This window comes from Streptomyces griseoruber (assembly GCF_001514205.1).
GTDB classification, from domain to species: domain Bacteria; phylum Actinomycetota; class Actinomycetes; order Streptomycetales; family Streptomycetaceae; genus Streptomyces; species Streptomyces griseoruber.
In genome coordinates, this window is record NZ_KQ948774.1 from 159,478 (window position 1) to 176,167 (window position 16,690).

Genomic DNA, 16,690 nt, shown 5'->3' on the forward strand with positions numbered 1-16,690 from the left:
GTCAGGGCGTACGGGCGATCAGGTACCGGAACACGTTCGGCATCCACACCGTGCCGTCCCGCCGGCGGTAGGGGTGCAGCGCCTCCGTCAGCTCCTTGCCGACCTGTTCCCGGTCGGTCGCCGCGACCGCCGCGTCGAACAGGCCCGTGGACAGCAGGCCCTTGACGGCGCTGTCCACCCCGGCATACCCGAAGGGGCAGGCCACCCGCCCGGATCCGTCCGGCCTGAGGCCCGCCCGCTCGGCCACCTCCTCCAGGTCGTCCCGCAGAGCGGGCCGCAGCCGGGCGTCCGGTCCGGCCACGGCGCGCAGGACGTCCCAGGTGGCGCAGCGCTCCGGCGGGCCCCAGCCGACGAGCACCACGGGCGCCCCCCGCTCGCTGAGCGGGACCGCCGCCGTGAGCAGCCCGACCAGCGCCTCCGCGTCACCCGCGACAGCGCCGATCGGTTCGAAGGCGGTCACCAGGTTGTACCCGGGCGTCTCCGCGCCGGCCGCGTTCTCGGGGGACCGGCCGGTCAGCCGGACGTCTCCTGGCGCGCGTGCCTCCCCGGGGTGCGCCTCCCCGGCCGGAGGCAGCAGACGCTCGCGCGCGAGGGCGAGGCGCTCGGGGGAGCAGGGCTCGGCACCGGTGAGGGCCGCGCCTCTCGACGCCGCCATCAGCAGGGCGAGCCCGGAGCCGCAGCCGAGGCCGAGCAGCCGGGTGCCGGGGCCCACTTCCAGCCGCTCGTAGACGGCCTCGTAGAGCGGAACCAGCATCCGTTCCTGGATCTCGGACCAGTCACGCGCGCGTGCACCCAGGTCCGTGCGGGGCACCGGCCCCGCGGTCGGAAGGTGCTGCCGCACGAGCACAGGTGTCATGAATAAGCGCCCCATTCCGCCGAGAATTTGCCGCAGTACCGATCAGGTGACCCCCGTGCAGTGCGCTCGCACTTCCCCCGTATGCCAGGTAACTCCCCCTCTGCGGCCGCGTCCAGGGGTCTCGGGGCCCCGCTTGAGGACTCGCGGGAGGAGTGGCGAGAATTCACATTCCGGCAACGTGGGCCCGTAGCATCGCGTCATGGCCAAGGCACCCGTTCTCACGCCGCGGGCGGACGACTTCCCCCGGTGGTACCAGGATCTGATCAACAAGGCCGAACTGGCCGACAACGGTCCGGTGCGCGGCACCATGGTCATCCGACCGTACGGGTACGGGCTGTGGGAGCGGATGCAGGCCGAGATGGACGCCCGCATCAAGGAGACGGGCACCCAGAACGCGTACTTCCCGCTGCTGATCCCGCAGTCGTACCTCACCCGCGAGGCCGACCACGTCGAGGGTTTCGCCCCGGAGCTGGCGGTGGTCACCCACGGCGGCGGCAAGGAGCTGGAGGAGCCGGCGGTGGTCCGCCCCACCTCCGAGATGATCATCAACGCCTCCTTCTCGAAGTGGGTGCAGAGCTACCGCGACCTGCCCCTGCTCATCAACCAGTGGGCCAATGTCGTGCGTTGGGAGCTGCGCCCCCGGCTGTTCCTGCGGACGACCGAGTTCCTCTGGCAGGAGGGACACACCGCGCACGCCACCTACGAGGACGCCCGCGACTTCGCCGCGCACATCCACCGGCGGGTCTACGAGGACTTCATGGTGAACGTCCTCGCGATGGACGTGGTGGCCGGCTGCAAGACCACCCGGGAGCGGTTCGCCGGAGCCGTCAACACCCTCACCCTCGAAGGGATGATGGGCGACGGCAAGGCCCTCCAGATGGCCACCAGCCATGAACTCGGGCAGAACTTCGCCAGGGCGTTCCAGACCACGTACCTGTCGAAGGACGGCACGCAGGAACTGGTCTGGCAGACGTCCTGGGGCTCGACGACCCGCATGATCGGCGCCCTGGTGATGATGCACGGCGACGACGACGGGCTGCGGGTGCCGCCCCGGCTGGCGCAGATCCAGGCCGTGGTCCTCGCGATCAAGGGCGACGAGGCGGTTCTGGCCAAGGTCCGCGAGCTGGGCGACCGGCTGAAGGCGGCCGGGATCCGGGTGCATGTCGACGACCGCACCGACGTGCCCTTCGGGCGGCGCGCGGTCGACTGGGAGCTGAAGGGCGTGCCGGTCCGCGTCGAGATCGGGCCGCGCGACCTGGAGAACGGCACGGCGATGCTGGCCCGCCGCATCCCGGGAGGCAAGGAGCCGGTGGCCGTCGACAGCCTCGTACAGCTGCTGCCGTCCGTGCTGGAGGAGGACCAGGCGCTGCTGCTGACGCAGTCCCTCCAGCGGCGCGAGGCGCGCACGGTGGAGGTGGCCACGGTGGGGGAGGCCGTCGAGGCGGCCACGGCCGGCCGCTGGGCGCGCATCCCCTGGGCGGTCCTCGGCGCGGAGGGCGAGGCCGCTCTCGCCGAGCACGCCGTGACCGTACGGTGTCTGGTCGCCGAGGACGGGTCGGTGCCGGACACCGAGGACGCGCCCGGTAACGTCGCGGTCGTCGCGCGCGCCTACTGAGACGGCGCGCTCCGGCGGGCAGAGCGACCGAAACGCCCCTTGTGCCCCGCCGTACACCTGTTCCCCAGCGCGCGGACAGGGGCTACGCGCCGGGGCGTACGGCGAACTACGCACCACCTTGGGATGAGCTGTGCGGCTTCTCCGCAGATCAGCGCACCCGCCCTCGTCTCCACGCATCAGCGGCAACTGACGGGTACGTGCAAATTATTTGGGATGCCCCGGAATAGGAACACAGCGGCACCCCCGCTCGTTGTCATTACGTGAGCACGACACAGACACCACCTGTTCTCGCCGCAGAGCTGGCACAGGCGTGGGCCGACATTCAGCGGTACCACCCCGAGCTGCCGGACCTTGCCGCGCCAGAGTCCCTGATCGGGGAGTCGTCGTCCGCCTGCGGTCACGAGCTCTCCTTCGAGCGACTGCTCCATGAGGCAGTCCATGGCGTCGCCGCCGCCCGCGGCGTTCGCGACACCTCCCGCGCCGGCCGCTACCACAACCGCAGATTCCTCGCCATCGCCGAGGAGCTGGGCCTGGACCACCCCGAGGAACCGCACCCCAGCAGCGGTTTCTCGCTGGTCACGCTCAACCCCGAGGCCAAGCGGCGCTACCGTCCGACCATCGAGCGCCTCCAGCGGGCCCTCAAGGCCCACACGGCGGCCACCTCCGCCGACAGCACCACCCGCACCTTCCGCGGCCCCGCCGCCCGCCACGGCTCCTCCGGCGGCGGCGTCCGGGTCAAGGCGGTCTGCGACTGCGGTCGCAACGTCCGGGTGGTCCCGTCGGTGCTGGCCCAGGCCCCGATCGTGTGCGGCGGCTGTGGCAAGCCGTTCCGCATCCCCGAGATCGCGGGCGCCGCGTAAGCCGTACGACGGTCATGCACCGGCATCTCGTGGCTGCCGGTTCAGCGTGGTGCGGGGAGCCGTGGTTCCAAGGGCTCCCCGCCGAGCGCCGGGCGCTCCCGAGGCATGCCCGCGCACACCCTCGGCGCGGGGTGACCCGTGGGGTGTGGCACAATGGCTAGCTGTACTCGACAGCCGCACAGGACCCCTCTCTCCTCCGGCTGACGCGTCCATCGGGCACTCGGGTACCGCAACCCCACGCGGCTCTCTCGCCGTGCCCAACCACGTCAAAACCAGGAGAGTCCACTCCCGTGGCAGTCAAGATCAAGCTGAAGCGTCTGGGCAAGATCCGTTCGCCTCACTACCGCATCGTCATCGCCGACTCCCGCACCCGCCGTGACGGCCGTGCGATCGAGGAGATCGGCAAGTACCAGCCGACGTACAACCCGTCGATCATCGAGGTCGACGCGGACCGCGTCGCGTACTGGCTGGGTGTCGGCGCGCAGCCGACCGAGCCCGTGCTCGCCATCCTGAAGAAGACCGGCGACTGGCAGAAGTTCAAGGGCGAGCCCGCCCCGGCTCCGCTGCTGGTGGCCGCGCCCAAGAAGGCGCGCCCCTCGTTCGAGGCCCTTGGCGGCGACGACGAGGGCAAGGGTGAGGCGATCACCCAGAAGAAGAAGGCCGAGAAGAAGGACGAGGCCACCGCTGAGTCCGAGTCGACCGAGGCCTGAGCATGCTCGAGGAGGCTCTCGAGCACCTCGTGAAGGGCATCGTCGACAACCCTGACGATGTGCAGGTCGCCTCGCGCAACCTGCGCCGCGGGCGCGTTCTCGAGGTCCGGGTCCACCCGGACGACCTCGGCAAGGTGATCGGCCGCAACGGCCGCACCGCACGCGCTCTGCGCACCGTCGTGGGCGCCATCGGCGGCCGCGGAGTCCGTGTCGACCTGGTCGACGTGGATCACGTCCGCTGACGTATCGCAGCACCGGCTCGGGCCGGGGAGGGCCATGGGGCCGTCCCCGGCCCGTAGTTGTATGACAGTGGTTGCATGACAGGAGAACAAGCACAGTGCAGCTGGTAGTCGCTCGCGTCGGCCGCGCCCATGGCATCAAGGGCGAGGTCACCGTCGAGGTCCGCACCGACGAGCCGGAACTCAGGCTCGCGCCCGGCGCCGTACTCGCCACCGATCCCGCCGCCGCGGGACCGCTCACCATCGAGACCGGCCGGGTGCACAGCGGCCGGCTCCTCCTGCGCTTCGAGGGCGTCCGTGACCGCAACGGCGCCGAGGCCCTGCGCAACACGCTCCTGATCGCCGAGATCGACCCGGAGCAGCTGCCGGAGGAAGAGGACGAGTACTACGACCACCAGCTGATCGACCTCGACGTGGTCACCGAGGACGGCACCGAGGTCGGCCGTATCACCGAGATCTCGCACCTGCCCTCCCAGGACCTCTTCATCGTCGAACGCCCGGACGGCACCGAGGCGATGATCCCGTTCGTCTCGGAGATCGTCGTCGAGATCGACCTGGAGGAGCAGCGGGCCGTCATCGCCCCGCCGCCCGGTCTGATCGACGACCGCGCCGAGATCGCCTCCGCCGGGGACGACGCCTCCGCCCGGGACGACGCCTCCGCGGGGGACGAGTCGTAATGCGCCTCGACGTCGTCACGATCTTCCCCGAGTACCTCGACCCGCTGAACGTCTCCCTCGTCGGCAAGGCACGCGCGCGTGGCCGGCTCGACGTACGGGTGCACGACCTGCGGGAGTGGACCCACGACCGGCACAACACCGTCGACGACACCCCGTACGGCGGCGGGCCCGGCATGGTCATGAAGACCGAACCCTGGGGCGACGCCCTGGACACGATCCTCGCCGACGGCTACGAGACCGGCTCGACGCTCCCCGCGATCGTCGTCCCCACCCCCAGCGGCCGCCCCTTCACCCAGGAGCTCGCCGTCGAACTCTCCGAGCGGCCCTGGCTGATCTTCACCCCGGCCCGCTACGAGGGCATCGACCGGCGGGTCGTCGACGAGTACGCCACCCGCGTCCCCGTGTACGAGGTCTCCATCGGCGACTACGTCCTCGCCGGCGGCGAGGCGGCCGTCCTCGTGATCACCGAGGCCGTGGCCCGGCTGCTGCCCGGGGTGCTCGGCAACGCCGAGTCCCACCGCGACGACTCCTTCGCCCCCGGCGCCATGGCCAGCCTCCTGGAGGGCCCCGTCTACACCAAGCCGCCCGTCTGGCGCGACCGGGAGATCCCGGACGTGCTGCTCAGCGGCCACCACGGGAAGATAGCCCGCTGGCGCCGCGACGAGGCCCTGCGCCGTACGACGGCCCACCGGCCCGACCTGATCGAGCGCTGCGCGCCCACGGCCTTCGACAAGAAGGACCGCGAGATGCTCTCCATCCTGGGCTGGGCCCCCGACCCCGAGGGCGAGCCGTACGGCCGATTTTGGCGCAGGCCCGAGGCCATGGAACAATAGACCGCTGTTGTGCGCCGTCCGGCGTGCGCCCCTGCCACAGGGGGACACGACGCCCGCCCTGACGCCGCCTGCAGACCTTACGGAAACCATCTCCCGCTGATGACCTGTGGCATTGGCGAAGAAAGCAGACAAAATGTCTCACCTGCTCGACTCCGTCGACGCCGCGTCGCTGCGCAGCGACGTCCCGGCCTTCCGCCCGGGCGACACCGTCAACGTCCACGTCCGCGTCATCGAGGGCAACCGCTCTCGTGTGCAGCAGTTCAAGGGCGTCGTCATCCGCCGCCAGGGCGCCGGTGTCCGCGAGACCTTCACGGTCCGCAAGGTCTCGTTCTCCGTCGGCGTCGAGCGCACGTTCCCGGTGCACACCCCGATCGTCGAGAAGATCGAGCTCGTCACCCGCGGTGACGTCCGTCGCGCCAAGCTGTACTACCTCCGTGAGCTGCGCGGCAAGGCCGCGAAGATCAAGGAGAAGCGCGACAACTGAGCCCGCACGGTGGATCCACTGGTGATCCACTGAGCGCACCCGGGTGATCCACAGAGGGGCCGGATAGCATCTGACCCCGATGGACACCGAAGCTCAGCCGACGACGGAGCGCGACCGCTCCTCCCGCCCCGCTCAGGGGACCGTGGAGGGACGGTCGCGTTTCTCGTTGACGGCCCGGATCGCCGAGTGGCTGCCGGGTGGCCGCATCAGCCTCACCCTGCTGATCTGCCTGGTGTTTTTGCTGCTCCTCAACGCTTTCGTGGTCCAACCATTCCAGATTCCCAGCGGATCCATGGAAAACGGATTGAGGATCGGCGACCGCGTTCTCGTAAATAGGTTGGCGTACCGTTTCGGTGCCGGGCCGCAGCGCGGCGACGTCGTCGTGTTCGACGGCACCGAGTACTTCGGGAACTCCGACTACGTCAAACGCGTCGTGGGGGTAGGCGGAGACCACGTGGTCTGCTGCGACAAGGAGGGGAGGATCCGGGTGAACGGCCGGTCGGTCGACGAGACGTCGTTCCTGTATCCAGGCGACAGCCCGTCCACGGTGGACTTCGACGTCGAGGTTCCCGAGGGCACCCTGTTCGTCCTCGGCGACCACCGCGGCGCCTCCAGCGACTCCCGCGACCACCTGGGCTCACCGGGCGGCGGCATGATCCCCGTGGACCGGGTGATCGGCCGCGCCGACTGGATCGTCTGGCCGTACGGTCATCTCACCCGGCTGTCCCGCCCGAGCGCCTACGCGCGCGTGCCCGCCGCGAGAGCCCAGGGGGCGAGCGGCACACCGACGGCGGTGGGTGCCCATGGGTAACCGAGGCAAACCCCGCGGCATCCCCACCTCGCCCGCGGACCAGCTCCTGCCCACCGGCGCCCGGCGCGCCTCCAGCCCGTCCGGCGGCCGCACGCGCGCGGAACGGCGCAAACTCCAGCGCAAGGTCAAGCGCAAGCGCAGGCGGTCAGCCGTCCGCGAGGTACCGCTGCTGGTCGGGGTGGCCGTCCTGATAGCGCTGGTCCTGAAGACCTTCCTGGTGCAGGCCTTCGTGATCCCCTCGGGATCGATGGAACAGACGATCCGCATCGGCGACCGCGTCCTGGTGGACAAGTTCACCCCGTGGTTCGGTTCCAAGCCGCAGCGCGGGGACGTGGTCGTCTTCAAGGATCCCGGCGGCTGGCTCAACGACGAGACGACCACGACGAAGAAGGAGGACCCCGTCGTCGTCAAGCAGGTCAAGGAAGGGCTCACCTTCATCGGTCTGCTGCCGTCCGACAACGAGAAGGACCTCATCAAGCGGGTCGTCGGCGTGGGCGGCGACCACGTCAAGTGCTGTGACACGGAAGGGCGAGTCACCGTCAACGGCGTTCCCCTGGAAGAGGGAAGCTATCTCTACCCCGGGAACAACCCCTCCGACGCCGCGTTCGACATCACCGTGCCCCAGGGCCGGCTCTGGGTGATGGGCGACCACCGGGCCAACTCCGCCGACTCCCGCTCCCACCAGAACACGGACTACGGCGGCACGGTCGCCGAGGACGAGGTGGTCGGCCGGGCCATGGTGATCGCCTGGCCGTTCGGACACTGGGTCCGTCTCAAGGAACCGCAAACTTTCTCTTCCGTCACCGGCTCGGCCGCCACGACGGCTTCCGCCGACCGGCTGTCGCATAGGGTTGCCCAGGACGATCCGAACGGAACGATCCAACAGCTCCCGACCCCTGCGGAACTCCCGCTCGTTATGGGAGTGGTGGGCCTGCGCCGAGCATGGGGCAGGCGGCGGCACGGAGTGAGGAGTTGGCGTGGGGGATGTGGCGGTTGGCGCACGGTCCGGGCACGAAGGCGAGGAGCACCGCGGACGTCCCGTGGACACTGCCGACCCGGCTGGGGACGGCGCCGTGACCTCCGGGAATGACCCGGCGGCGGGCGGCGAGGGCCCACCGGCGGACGAGCCCCCCCGGGGCGGCGGCGACGGTCCGGGCGACCGGACCCCGAACGCGAAGAAGCCGCGCTCCTTCTGGAAGGAGCTGCCGATCCTGATCCTGATCGCGCTCGTCCTCGCGCTGATCATCAAGACCTTCCTGGTGCAGGCGTTCTCGATCCCGTCCGCGTCGATGGAGAACACCCTCCGGGTGGGCGACCGGGTTCTCGTCGACAAGCTGACCCCCTGGTTCGGCTCCGAGCCCGAGCGCGGCGAGGTCGTGGTCTTCCACGACCCGGACAACTGGCTGGCGGGCGAGGCGACGACCGAGCCGAACGCCGTGCAGACCTTCCTCAGCTGGATCGGCCTGATGCCGTCCGCGGAGGAGAAGGACCTGATCAAGCGGGTCATCGGCGTCGGCGGCGACACCGTCTCCTGCAAGGGCACGGGCCCCCTGAAGGTCAACGGCAAGGCGCTGGACGAGCCGTACGTCTACCCGGGGAACACCCCGTGCAGCCAGGACGACCAGGGCGGCCAGTTCACGGTGAAGGTCCCCAAGGGCTACGTCTGGGTCATGGGCGACCACCGGCAGAACTCGCGGGACTCCCGCTACAACCAGTCGGACAAGAACCACGGCATGGTGCCCGTCGACCAGGTCGTCGGCCGCGCCATCGTCAAGGCCTGGCCGATCACCCGCTGGGGCACGCTGCCGGTTCCCGACACCTTCGACCAGTCCGGTCTGAACGACCAGTCGGCGGCCTCAGCGGCCCTGACGGTCGCCCCGGAGGGCCTCGCGCTCGTCGGCGCGGTCCCGGTGGTCCTGTGGCGCCGCCGACGCGCGACGGCGGACTCCGAGAACGGCTGACGTTCGCACCGCTCCGTCCGTAAACCCTTTCCCAAGCTTGTGACCATGGCCGGGGAAGTCTGGGGAAGAAGGGCTGACCCGGTTCGGTACCGCCGGGTAGGGTGCGGACCCATGGGCGGCGAGAGCACGACACGTACGGCCCCGCGCAGCGGCGGTGGCACCAGCAGTGGCCCGGTGGGCAGCCGGACCGGACAGCGTCTGTCCGGCCTGGTCGTCGCGCTGGGCCTCGCGCTGTTCCTGGGCGGTTTCGGCTGGGCGGCCCTGGTCTACCGGCCCTACACCGTGCCCACCAGTTCCATGAGCCCCACGATCGAGGGCGGCTCGCGGGTGCTGGCCCAGAAGGTGGACGGCGACGAGGTGCGCCGCGGTGACGTCGTCGTGTTCAGCGACAAGGAGTGGGTCAGCAACGCGCTCGTGGTCAAGCGCGTGGTCGCGGTCGGCGGCGACACCGTCGCCTGCTGCACCGAGGGCAAGCTGACCGTCAACGGCAAGCAGATCGAGGAACCGTATCTGCCCGAGGGCAGCCTGGCCGAGATCCAGGACTTCCCGACCGTGAAGGTCCCCGAGGGCCGGCTCTTCCTGCTCGGTGACGAGCGGCAGGGCTCCCTGGACTCCACCGCCCACCTCACGGACGCGGCCCAGGGCACGGTGGCGCGCAGCGCGGTCGAGGCCCGGGTGGACGCCGTCGTCTACCCCTGGAAGGGCATGCTCAAGAGCCCCACGGGCTTCGAGGCGCTCGGCACCCTCTCCCGGCCCGGTCCGCTGCGGACGATCCTGTGGATGATCGTCGGCGGCACCGTGCTGATCTTCGGCGGCGCCGCGTACGGCCCGATCGCCAAACGGATCTCGGCCCGCCGCCCGCGCCGCCCCCAGCCGGAGCCGGCCGGTGCCCGCTGAGACGACTCAGGGGGCGCAGGACGCCCCCGGGGCCGGGCTGCGCAAGGTCGCCCGGGTCGTGCTCCTCGACCCCCGGGACCGCATCCTGCTCCTGCACGGTCATGAACCGGACGATCCCGCCGACGACTGGTGGTTCACACCCGGCGGCGGGGTGGAGGGCGACGAGACCCGTGAGCAGGCCGCCCTGCGGGAACTCGCCGAGGAGACCGGCATCACCGAGGTCGAACTCGGCCCGGTGCTGTGGCGGCGGACCTGTTCCTTCCCGTTCGCCGGCCGCCGCTGGGACCAGGACGAGTGGTACTACCTGGCCCGTACGACGGTGACGACGACCCGGCCCACGGCCCTGACCGAGCTGGAGCGGCGCAGTGTCGCCGGAGCGCGCTGGTGGACGTGTCAGGAACTGGGCCGGGCGCATGAGACGGTGTATCCGATCAGACTCGCCGAACTGCTGGGCAGGCTGCTGGACGAAGGTCCCCCGGCCAGACCTGTAACCCTCGACACGGAAATCGTCTAGGGGCGCGCGGGACTGGCGCACAATGGGGGGATCGCACGGCTGAAGGGGAACATGCCATGAGCGCCGAGGACCTCGAGAAGTACGAGACCGAGATGGAGCTGAAGCTCTACCGGGAGTACCGCGATGTCGTCGGTCTGTTCAAATACGTGATCGAGACCGAGCGACGGTTCTATCTGACCAACGACTACGAGATGCAGGTGCATTCGGTCCAGGGCGAGGTGTTCTTCGAGGTCTCGATGGCCGACGCCTGGGTGTGGGACATGTACCGGCCGGCCCGGTTCGTGAAGCAGGTGCGGGTGCTCACGTTCAAGGACGTGAACATCGAGGAGCTGAACAAGAGCGACTTGGAGCTGCCGGGCAGCTGAGGTGCCCGCTTGTGGGTGACGGAGTTGTCCACAAGCGGTGACTCATCCACCAAGATCCACTTCTGTGGGGCGGGTGCGTGAGTGTGGGCGCCGGAGGTGGTGCCTGCATGAACGCACGACGTGCGATGGGCGAGTACGGCGAGGACGTGGCCGCGCGGCGGCTGTCCGAGGCCGGTATGACGATCGTGGAGCGCAACTGGCGCTGCGGCAGGACGGGCGAGATCGACATCGTCGCCCACGACGGGGACGTCCTCGTCGTCTGCGAGGTGAAGACCCGCAAGGGCAGCCGTTACGAGCACCCGATGGCCGCGGTGACCCCGCAGAAGGCCGGGCGGCTGAGGGACCTCGCGGAGCGCTGGATCCAGACCCATGGCGGCGCACCGCCCGGTGGCGTCCGTATCGATCTGGTGGGAGTCCTGCTCCCGGACCGCGGAGCCCCCGTCGTCGAGCATGTGCGGGGGGTGGCCTGAGATGGGGTTCGCGCGTACGTGTTCGGTGGCGCTGGTGGGCGTCGAGGGCGTCGTCGTCGAGGTCCAGGCGGACCTGGAGCCCGGGGTGGCGGCATTCACCCTGGTGGGCCTGCCGGACAAGAGCCTGACGGAGAGCCGGGACCGGGTGCGGGCGGCGGTGGTGAACTCCGGCGCCGAGTGGCCGCAGAAGAAACTCACCGTCGGACTCAGCCCGGCGTCGGTGCCGAAGGCCGGCAGCGGCTTCGACCTGGCCGTCGCCTGCGCGGTGCTGGGCGCGTCGGAGCGGATCGACCCCCGGGTCCTCGCCGACATCGTGATGATCGGGGAGCTCGGGCTGGACGGCCGGGTCCGCCCGGTCCGGGGGATCCTGCCCGCCGTGCTGGCCGCGGCGGAAGCGGGCTACGAACAGGTCGTCGTCCCCGAGTGCGCCGCGGCCGAGGCCTCGCTGGTGCCGGGTGTCTCCGTGCTCGGGGTGCGCAGCCTGCGCCAGCTCATCGCGGTCCTCGCGGACGAACCCGTGCCCGAGGAGGAACCGGACGACCTGGGCCGCCCGGATCCCCTCCTCGCCGGTCTGCGCATGCCCGGCACGGGCGCGGCCACCGGCATGCACAGCCTCGGCGCGGCCCACCACGACCAGGGGCACGATCTCGCCGACGTGGTGGGCCAGCGCTCGGCACGGACCGCGGTGGAAGTCGCCGCGGCCGGCGGTCACCACCTCTTCCTCGAGGGGCCGCCGGGGGCGGGCAAGACCATGCTCGCGGAGCGGCTGCCGGCCGTCCTGCCCGGGCTGACCAGGGAGGATTCCCTGGAGGTCACGGCGGTCCACTCGATCGCCGGGCTCCTGCCCCCGGGCAAGCCGCTGATCGACGCGGCCCCGTACTGCGCCCCGCACCACTCGGCCACGATGCAGTCGCTGGTCGGCGGGGGGCCGGGTATCGCCCGTCCCGGCGCTGTCTCACTCGCCCATCGGGGCGTGCTCTTCCTGGACGAGGCCCCGGAATTCAGCACACAGACCCTCGACGCCCTGCGCCAGCCCCTGGAAGCGGGCCATGTCGTGATCGCCCGCAGTGCGGGCGTGGTGCGCTTCCCGGCGCGGTTCCTGATGGTGCTCGCCGCCAACCCCTGCCCCTGCGGCCGCTTCTCGCAGCGCGACACCCTGTGCGAGTGCCCGCCCTCGGCGATCCGCCGCTACCAGGCCCGGCTCTCCGGACCGCTCCTCGACCGGGTCGACCTGCGGGTCGAGGTGGATCCCGTCGGCCGGCACGAGCTCGCTCACCGCGGTCCCGGAGGCGAGTCCACGGCGACGGTCGCCGACCGGGTGCGGGCCGCGCGTGAGCGGGCGGCCGCCCGGCTCGTCGACACCCCCTGGCGGACCAACAGCGAGGTGCCGGGACGCGAGCTGCGCAGCCGCTGGCAGGCGAGGTCCGGCGCGATGGACGAGGCCGAGCGCAACCTGGAGCGGGGCGTGCTCACCGCGCGCGGGCTCGATCGCGTCCTGCGGGTCGCCTGGACCGTCGCCGACCTCGTCGGCCACGACCGGCCCGACGCCACCGACGTCGCCCTCGCCCTGCAACTGCGGACCGGGGTCCCGCGGGGTGTGCCGATGGCAATCGGGGCCCTGACGTGAACCGCACCGGAGAGCCGGACTCCGGCCGGCTCGCCCGGGTCTTTCTCTGCCGGGTGTTCGAGCCCGGCGACGAGGCCGGGGGGCGGTGGGTGCGGGAGCGGGGGTGTGCGGAGGTGGTGCGGGGGCTGCGGGAGGACCGGGAGCCGCCGGCCGGGGTGAGCGCGCGGCGGTGGGAAGGGCTCAGGGCGCGGGCCGCGGCGGCCGAGCCGGAGCGGGATCTGACGGTGGCCGAGGCCGCCGGGGTGCGGTTCCTGTGCCCCGGGGACGCGGAGTGGCCCGGCACCCTGGACGACCTCGGGGACGCCCGCCCGTTCGGGTTGTGGGTGCGGGGCCGGCCCAGCCTGCGGATGTGGGGCCTGCGCTCGGTCGCCGTGGTCGGCGCCCGCGCCTGCACCGAGTACGGCGCCCACATGGCCACCACCCTCGCCGCCGGCCTCGCCGAGCGCGGCTGGGTGGTCGTCTCCGGCGGCGCCTACGGCGTGGACGGCGCCGCCCACCGGGGCGCCCTCGGCGCCGGCGGCGCCACCGTCGCCGTCCTGGCCTGCGGGGTCGACCGGCCCTACCCGCGCGGCCACACCGAGCTGATCAACCGGATCGCCGCGCAGGGACTGGTCGTGGGGGAGCTGCCACCGGGGGACCATCCCACGCCCAGCAGATTCGTCCTGCGCAACAGGGTGATCGCCGCGCTCACCCGGGGCACCGTGGTCGTGGAGGCCGCCCACCGCAGCGGCTCCCTCGTCACCGCACGGGCGGCCCTGCGGCTCGGCCGGCACACCATGGGCGTCCCCGGCCCCGCCACCAGCGGACTGTCCGCCGGGGTGCACGAACTGCTGCGCGGCGAGGCCGAACTGGTCACCGACGCCGCGGAGGTCGTCGAACTCGTCGGTGACATGGGCGAACTCGCCCCGGCCCGGCGCGGCCCGGTACTCCCGCGCGACCTCCTGGAACCCGACGCCCGCCGCGTCCTCGCGGCGCTCCCCGCCCGCAGCCCGGCCCGCGCCGAGGAGATCGCCCGCGGCGCCGGGACCACCCCGGACGACGCGATCGCGAGACTGTACGAACTTAGAGCACTTGGTTACGTCGAACGACACGGCGACGGCTGGAAGTTGACACGCCAGGCGATCGTCTCCGTTCGAGGGGGTCCCGGGCCGTGCTGACCGAGCGTGTTCGGCCGTCCGGGGGAACGCCGAAGGCCTTGGGATTTCCCGTAGTTGGCACCCCGCCGCGGTCACCCAGCGCGATCGTCGCGACCCGGTGGTGCGGTCAGCGGAACGTATCTGCGTACAAGCGTGGACACGCCCTTCGCGCACCGCGACACTCCAGTCACGCTACGCTCACGAGGATTCCGGTACAGAACGGCAGCAGAGCGACTTCAGACCAGCAGGACACCCAGGTACCCCCGACTCCACGTACTTCACGGCAGAACGGCACAAGGCGACGAATGCCCCAGCACACCTCCGGGTCCGACCGGGCGGCGGTCCCCCCAGCCGCCCGCGACGGTGGCAGCGTGCGGCCGCCCGCTCCCTCGACGCTCGACGAGCTGTGGCGGTCGTACAAGGCGACGGGGGACGAGCGGCTGCGGGAGCAGCTGATCCTGCACTACTCGCCGCTGGTGAAGTACGTGGCCGGCCGGGTGAGCGTCGGTCTGCCGCCCAACGTGGAACAGGCCGACTTCGTCTCCTCGGGGGTCTTCGGGCTGATCGACGCGATCGAGAAGTTCGACCTCGACCGGGAGATCAAGTTCGAGACGTACGCGATCACCCGTATCCGGGGCGCCATGATCGACGAGCTGCGGGCGCTCGACTGGATCCCCCGGTCGGTACGGCAGAAGGCGCGCAACGTCGAGCGGGCGTACGCGACGCTGGAGGCCCGGCTGCGGCGGACCCCGACGGAGTGCGAGGTGGCCGCCGAGATGGGCATCGGCGTCGACGAGCTCCACGCGGTCTTCAGCCAGCTCTCGCTCGCCAACGTGGTCGCCCTGGAGGAACTGCTGCACGTCGGCGACGAGGGCGGCGACGGGCTCAGCTTCATGGACACCCTGGAGGACACCGCCGCGGACAACCCCGTGGAGGTGGCCGAGGACCGCGAGCTGCGACGGTTCCTGGCCAGGGCGATCAACACCCTGCCCGACCGGGAGAAGACCGTCGTCACGCTCTACTACTACGAGGGCCTGACCCTCGCCGAGATCGGGAACGTGCTCGGGGTGACCGAGAGCCGGGTCAGCCAGATCCACACCAAGTCGGTGCTCCAGCTGCGCGCGAAACTGGCGAGCTTCGGTCGCTGACCGGATCCGGAGGCGGCCGAGCGGGCGCAGTCACTCCCGTACGGCGTGGAGCGTCCGTAAAGTGGTCGACGTGCCAAGGATTCGAGCGGCCTCCGTGGCCGAGCACCGGTCGATGCAGCGTGCCGCCCTGCTGGACGCGGCACGCTCCCTGTTGTCCGAGGGCGGGACGGAGGCGCTGACCTTCCCCGCCCTCGCCGAGCGGACGGGGCTCGCGCGCTCGTCCGTGTACGAGTACTTCCGCTCGCGGGCGGCCGTGGTCGAGGAGCTGTGCGAGGTCGACTTCCCCGTGTGGGCGGCGGAGGTCGAGGCGGCGATGGCCGCGGCCGACGGGCCCCGGGCCCAGGTCGAGGCGTATGTGCGGCGGCAGTTGGCGCTGGTCGGGGACCGGCGGCACCGGGCCGTGGTGGCGATCTCGGCCAGCGAACTGGACGCCGGCGCCCGGGAGAAGATCCGGGCCGCGCACGGCGGGCTGGTCGCCATGATCGTGGAGGCGCTGGCGGAGATGGGGCATGCGGAGCCCCGGCTGGCGGCGATGCTGGTGCAGGGGGTCGTGGACTCCGCTGTGCGCAGGATCGAGCTGGGCGCGGCGGAGGCGCCGGAGGCGATCACCGAGGCCGCCGTGCGGATGGTCCTGCGGGGCGTCTGCGGCTGAGTTCCGGCCGAGGCTCGCCCGGAGTCACGCGGGAACACGCGGGAGGTCAGGGGGTCACGCAAGGGGAAGCAGGCGGGACGGGCCCCTGCGCAGGAGCCACCCGGGCAGCAGGTCCAGCGGGTTCAGATAGGTCCTGCCGCGCCGCAGTCCCCAGTGCAGGCAGGCCGACGGGCAGTGGGACCCCGTGGGTTCCAGCTCGGCGACCACCTCGCCGGGGGTCACTTCGGCGCCCTCGCGTACCAGGGGGCGTACCGGCTCGTAGGTCGTTCCGAGGTCCGTGCCCGTCAGCGCCACGGACAGCACGCCCCGTCCCGCCACCCGGCCGGCGTATGCCACCCGGCCCGCCGCCACCGCTCGCACCGGTGTGCCGGGGGCGGCCACCAGGTCGACCCCGCGGTGGCCGCGGCCGTAGGGCGTCGCCGGAGGTTCCCAGCCGCGGGACACCGGCGGGCGGGTGCCCACCGGCCAGGTCCGGGCGAGAGGCGGGACCCGCGGCGGCGGCTCGGGGGGCGTGGGGGGAGGATCCGCCCAGGCCAGGGTCGTCGTCAGGGTGAGCAGCAGGAGCAGCAGCGGACCGGTGCGGCGCAGCGCTTTCATGGGAGAACCGTCCCGCGCTCGCGCCGATCACGGCCGGGCCTGTGGACGAACCGCCGGTTGTGGAGAGCGGCGTCACCCGGCGCCCCGCCGGTCCCGTACACTTCTTCTGGCGATCCGGGTCACCGGGTCGACTTCGCACGCCCCGGTATCGGGAGCCCGGCCCAGGTCGGTCCTCCGGTATCCGCGCCCCTCGGTCCTTCGTGGCTCGGCGCACCGCGGGCGTCAGGCGCGGGAGCCG

General features: G+C 71.6%; 20 protein-coding genes. 18 read left to right on the forward strand and 2 right to left on the reverse strand.

The genetic code is table 11. From position 1 onward, the window contains the following. Position 1: 1 nt before the first annotated feature. Positions 2–856: a methyltransferase type 11 gene (locus tag AQJ64_RS28265; RefSeq protein WP_055636758.1), complete on the reverse strand. Its 855-nt coding sequence runs from the start codon at positions 854–856 to the stop codon at positions 2–4. A gap of 199 nt (positions 857–1,055) precedes the next feature. Between AQJ64_RS28265 and proS the strand changes: the two genes are divergently transcribed. The 18 genes from proS to AQJ64_RS28355 all read left to right on the forward strand — a co-directional run bounded on the left by proS (position 1,056) and on the right by AQJ64_RS28355 (position 15,855). Continuing rightward, the gene (gene proS / locus AQJ64_RS28270; RefSeq protein ID WP_055636757.1) at positions 1,056–2,471 is read left to right on the forward strand and encodes a proline--tRNA ligase; all 1,416 of its coding nucleotides are present in this window, start codon (positions 1,056–1,058) and stop codon (positions 2,469–2,471) included. 260 nt (positions 2,472–2,731) lie between these two features. Next, the gene (locus AQJ64_RS28275; protein ID WP_055636756.1) at positions 2,732–3,331 is read left to right on the forward strand and encodes a hypothetical protein; all 600 of its coding nucleotides are present in this window, start codon (positions 2,732–2,734) and stop codon (positions 3,329–3,331) included. Between the two features lie 290 nt (positions 3,332–3,621). Beyond that, positions 3,622–4,041: a 30S ribosomal protein S16 gene (gene rpsP / locus AQJ64_RS28280; protein WP_055636755.1), complete on the forward strand. Its 420-nt coding sequence runs from the start codon at positions 3,622–3,624 to the stop codon at positions 4,039–4,041. A 2-nt stretch (positions 4,042–4,043) separates the two neighbouring features. Then, positions 4,044–4,283, forward strand: a complete 240-nt coding sequence (locus tag AQJ64_RS28285; RefSeq protein ID WP_003973401.1) for an RNA-binding protein — start codon at positions 4,044–4,046, stop codon at positions 4,281–4,283. Positions 4,284–4,378: 95 nt separating this feature from the next. Continuing rightward, on the forward strand, positions 4,379–4,957 hold the full coding sequence (gene rimM / locus AQJ64_RS28290) for a ribosome maturation factor RimM (protein WP_055636754.1): 579 nt from the start codon (positions 4,379–4,381) through the stop codon (positions 4,955–4,957). Next, on the forward strand, positions 4,957–5,790 hold the full coding sequence (gene trmD, locus AQJ64_RS28295; RefSeq protein WP_055636753.1) for a tRNA (guanosine(37)-N1)-methyltransferase TrmD: 834 nt from the start codon (positions 4,957–4,959) through the stop codon (positions 5,788–5,790). The genes rimM and trmD overlap by 1 nt, the downstream gene beginning before the upstream one ends. A 133-nt stretch (positions 5,791–5,923) precedes the next feature. Further along, on the forward strand, positions 5,924–6,274 hold the full coding sequence (gene rplS / locus AQJ64_RS28300) for a 50S ribosomal protein L19 (protein WP_020128707.1): 351 nt from the start codon (positions 5,924–5,926) through the stop codon (positions 6,272–6,274). 79 nt (positions 6,275–6,353) lie between these two features. Continuing rightward, on the forward strand, positions 6,354–7,085 hold the full coding sequence (lepB, locus tag AQJ64_RS28305) for a signal peptidase I (RefSeq protein WP_055636752.1): 732 nt from the start codon (positions 6,354–6,356) through the stop codon (positions 7,083–7,085). Next, positions 7,078–8,175 (forward strand): signal peptidase I, encoded by a 1,098-nt coding sequence (gene lepB / locus AQJ64_RS28310; protein WP_055636751.1) that lies wholly within the window; start codon positions 7,078–7,080, stop codon positions 8,173–8,175. Before lepB (AQJ64_RS28305) ends, lepB (AQJ64_RS28310) begins: the two co-directional genes overlap by 8 nt. Further along, positions 8,063–9,046 carry a signal peptidase I gene (lepB, locus tag AQJ64_RS28315; protein ID WP_079061992.1) on the forward strand — a complete coding sequence of 328 codons (984 nt, stop codon included), beginning with the start codon at positions 8,063–8,065 and terminating at the stop codon, positions 9,044–9,046. Before lepB (AQJ64_RS28310) ends, lepB (AQJ64_RS28315) begins: the two co-directional genes overlap by 113 nt. A 111-nt stretch (positions 9,047–9,157) precedes the next feature. Beyond that, positions 9,158–9,943 carry a signal peptidase I gene (gene lepB, locus AQJ64_RS28320; RefSeq protein WP_055636749.1) on the forward strand — a complete coding sequence of 262 codons (786 nt, stop codon included), beginning with the start codon at positions 9,158–9,160 and terminating at the stop codon, positions 9,941–9,943. After that, entirely contained in the window at positions 9,933–10,457 is a 525-nt protein-coding gene (locus AQJ64_RS28325; protein WP_055636748.1) for an NUDIX hydrolase, read from the forward strand. Before lepB (AQJ64_RS28320) ends, AQJ64_RS28325 begins: the two co-directional genes overlap by 11 nt. Before the next feature lie 56 nt (positions 10,458–10,513). Further along, entirely contained in the window at positions 10,514–10,822 is a 309-nt protein-coding gene (locus AQJ64_RS28330) for a DUF2469 domain-containing protein (protein WP_005311352.1), read from the forward strand. A 107-nt stretch (positions 10,823–10,929) separates the two neighbouring features. Beyond that, positions 10,930–11,292, forward strand: a complete 363-nt coding sequence (locus tag AQJ64_RS28335; RefSeq protein WP_079061993.1) for a YraN family protein — start codon at positions 10,930–10,932, stop codon at positions 11,290–11,292. A gap of 1 nt (position 11,293) precedes the next feature. Then, a complete protein-coding gene (locus AQJ64_RS28340; protein ID WP_059203099.1) occupies positions 11,294–12,919 on the forward strand; it encodes a YifB family Mg chelatase-like AAA ATPase in 1,626 nt (541 codons plus the stop codon). Continuing rightward, on the forward strand, positions 12,916–14,076 hold the full coding sequence (dprA, locus tag AQJ64_RS28345) for a DNA-processing protein DprA (protein WP_059203100.1): 1,161 nt from the start codon (positions 12,916–12,918) through the stop codon (positions 14,074–14,076). The genes AQJ64_RS28340 and dprA overlap by 4 nt, the downstream gene beginning before the upstream one ends. Before the next feature lie 284 nt (positions 14,077–14,360). Continuing rightward, positions 14,361–15,203, forward strand: coding sequence for an RNA polymerase sigma factor WhiG (gene whiG, locus AQJ64_RS28350; RefSeq protein WP_055633751.1), 843 nt, complete (start codon positions 14,361–14,363; stop codon positions 15,201–15,203). 94 nt (positions 15,204–15,297) lie between these two features. Continuing rightward, complete coding sequence (locus AQJ64_RS28355; RefSeq protein WP_055633750.1) at positions 15,298–15,855, forward strand: TetR/AcrR family transcriptional regulator; 558 nt, start codon at positions 15,298–15,300, stop codon at positions 15,853–15,855. 54 nt (positions 15,856–15,909) lie between these two features. On the opposite strand, the gene AQJ64_RS28360 is transcribed toward AQJ64_RS28355, so the two are convergent. Beyond that, positions 15,910–16,452, reverse strand: coding sequence for a M23 family metallopeptidase (locus AQJ64_RS28360; protein ID WP_055633749.1), 543 nt, complete (start codon positions 16,450–16,452; stop codon positions 15,910–15,912). Positions 16,453–16,690 lie beyond the last annotated feature (238 nt).

Excerpts from the sequence above, each read along its gene's own strand:
- AQJ64_RS28265 (WP_055636758.1), bottom strand. The coding sequence starts at position 856 with ATGACACCTGTGCTCGTGCGGCAGCACCTTCCGACCGCGGGGCCGGTG.
- proS (WP_055636757.1), top strand. The coding sequence starts at position 1,056 with ATGGCCAAGGCACCCGTTCTCACGCCGCGGGCGGACGACTTCCCCCGG.
- AQJ64_RS28285 (WP_003973401.1), top strand. The coding sequence starts at position 4,044 with ATGCTCGAGGAGGCTCTCGAGCACCTCGTGAAGGGCATCGTCGACAAC.
- trmD (WP_055636753.1), top strand. The coding sequence starts at position 4,957 with ATGCGCCTCGACGTCGTCACGATCTTCCCCGAGTACCTCGACCCGCTG.
- rplS (WP_020128707.1), top strand. The coding sequence starts at position 5,924 with ATGTCTCACCTGCTCGACTCCGTCGACGCCGCGTCGCTGCGCAGCGAC.
- lepB (WP_055636752.1), top strand. The coding sequence starts at position 6,354 with ATGGACACCGAAGCTCAGCCGACGACGGAGCGCGACCGCTCCTCCCGC.
- lepB (WP_055636751.1), top strand. The coding sequence starts at position 7,078 with ATGGGTAACCGAGGCAAACCCCGCGGCATCCCCACCTCGCCCGCGGAC.
- lepB (WP_055636749.1), top strand. The coding sequence starts at position 9,158 with ATGGGCGGCGAGAGCACGACACGTACGGCCCCGCGCAGCGGCGGTGGC.
- AQJ64_RS28330 (WP_005311352.1), top strand. The coding sequence starts at position 10,514 with ATGAGCGCCGAGGACCTCGAGAAGTACGAGACCGAGATGGAGCTGAAG.
- AQJ64_RS28335 (WP_079061993.1), top strand. The coding sequence starts at position 10,930 with ATGAACGCACGACGTGCGATGGGCGAGTACGGCGAGGACGTGGCCGCG.
- AQJ64_RS28340 (WP_059203099.1), top strand. The coding sequence starts at position 11,294 with ATGGGGTTCGCGCGTACGTGTTCGGTGGCGCTGGTGGGCGTCGAGGGC.
- whiG (WP_055633751.1), top strand. The coding sequence starts at position 14,361 with ATGCCCCAGCACACCTCCGGGTCCGACCGGGCGGCGGTCCCCCCAGCC.
- AQJ64_RS28360 (WP_055633749.1), bottom strand. The coding sequence starts at position 16,452 with ATGAAAGCGCTGCGCCGCACCGGTCCGCTGCTGCTCCTGCTGCTCACC.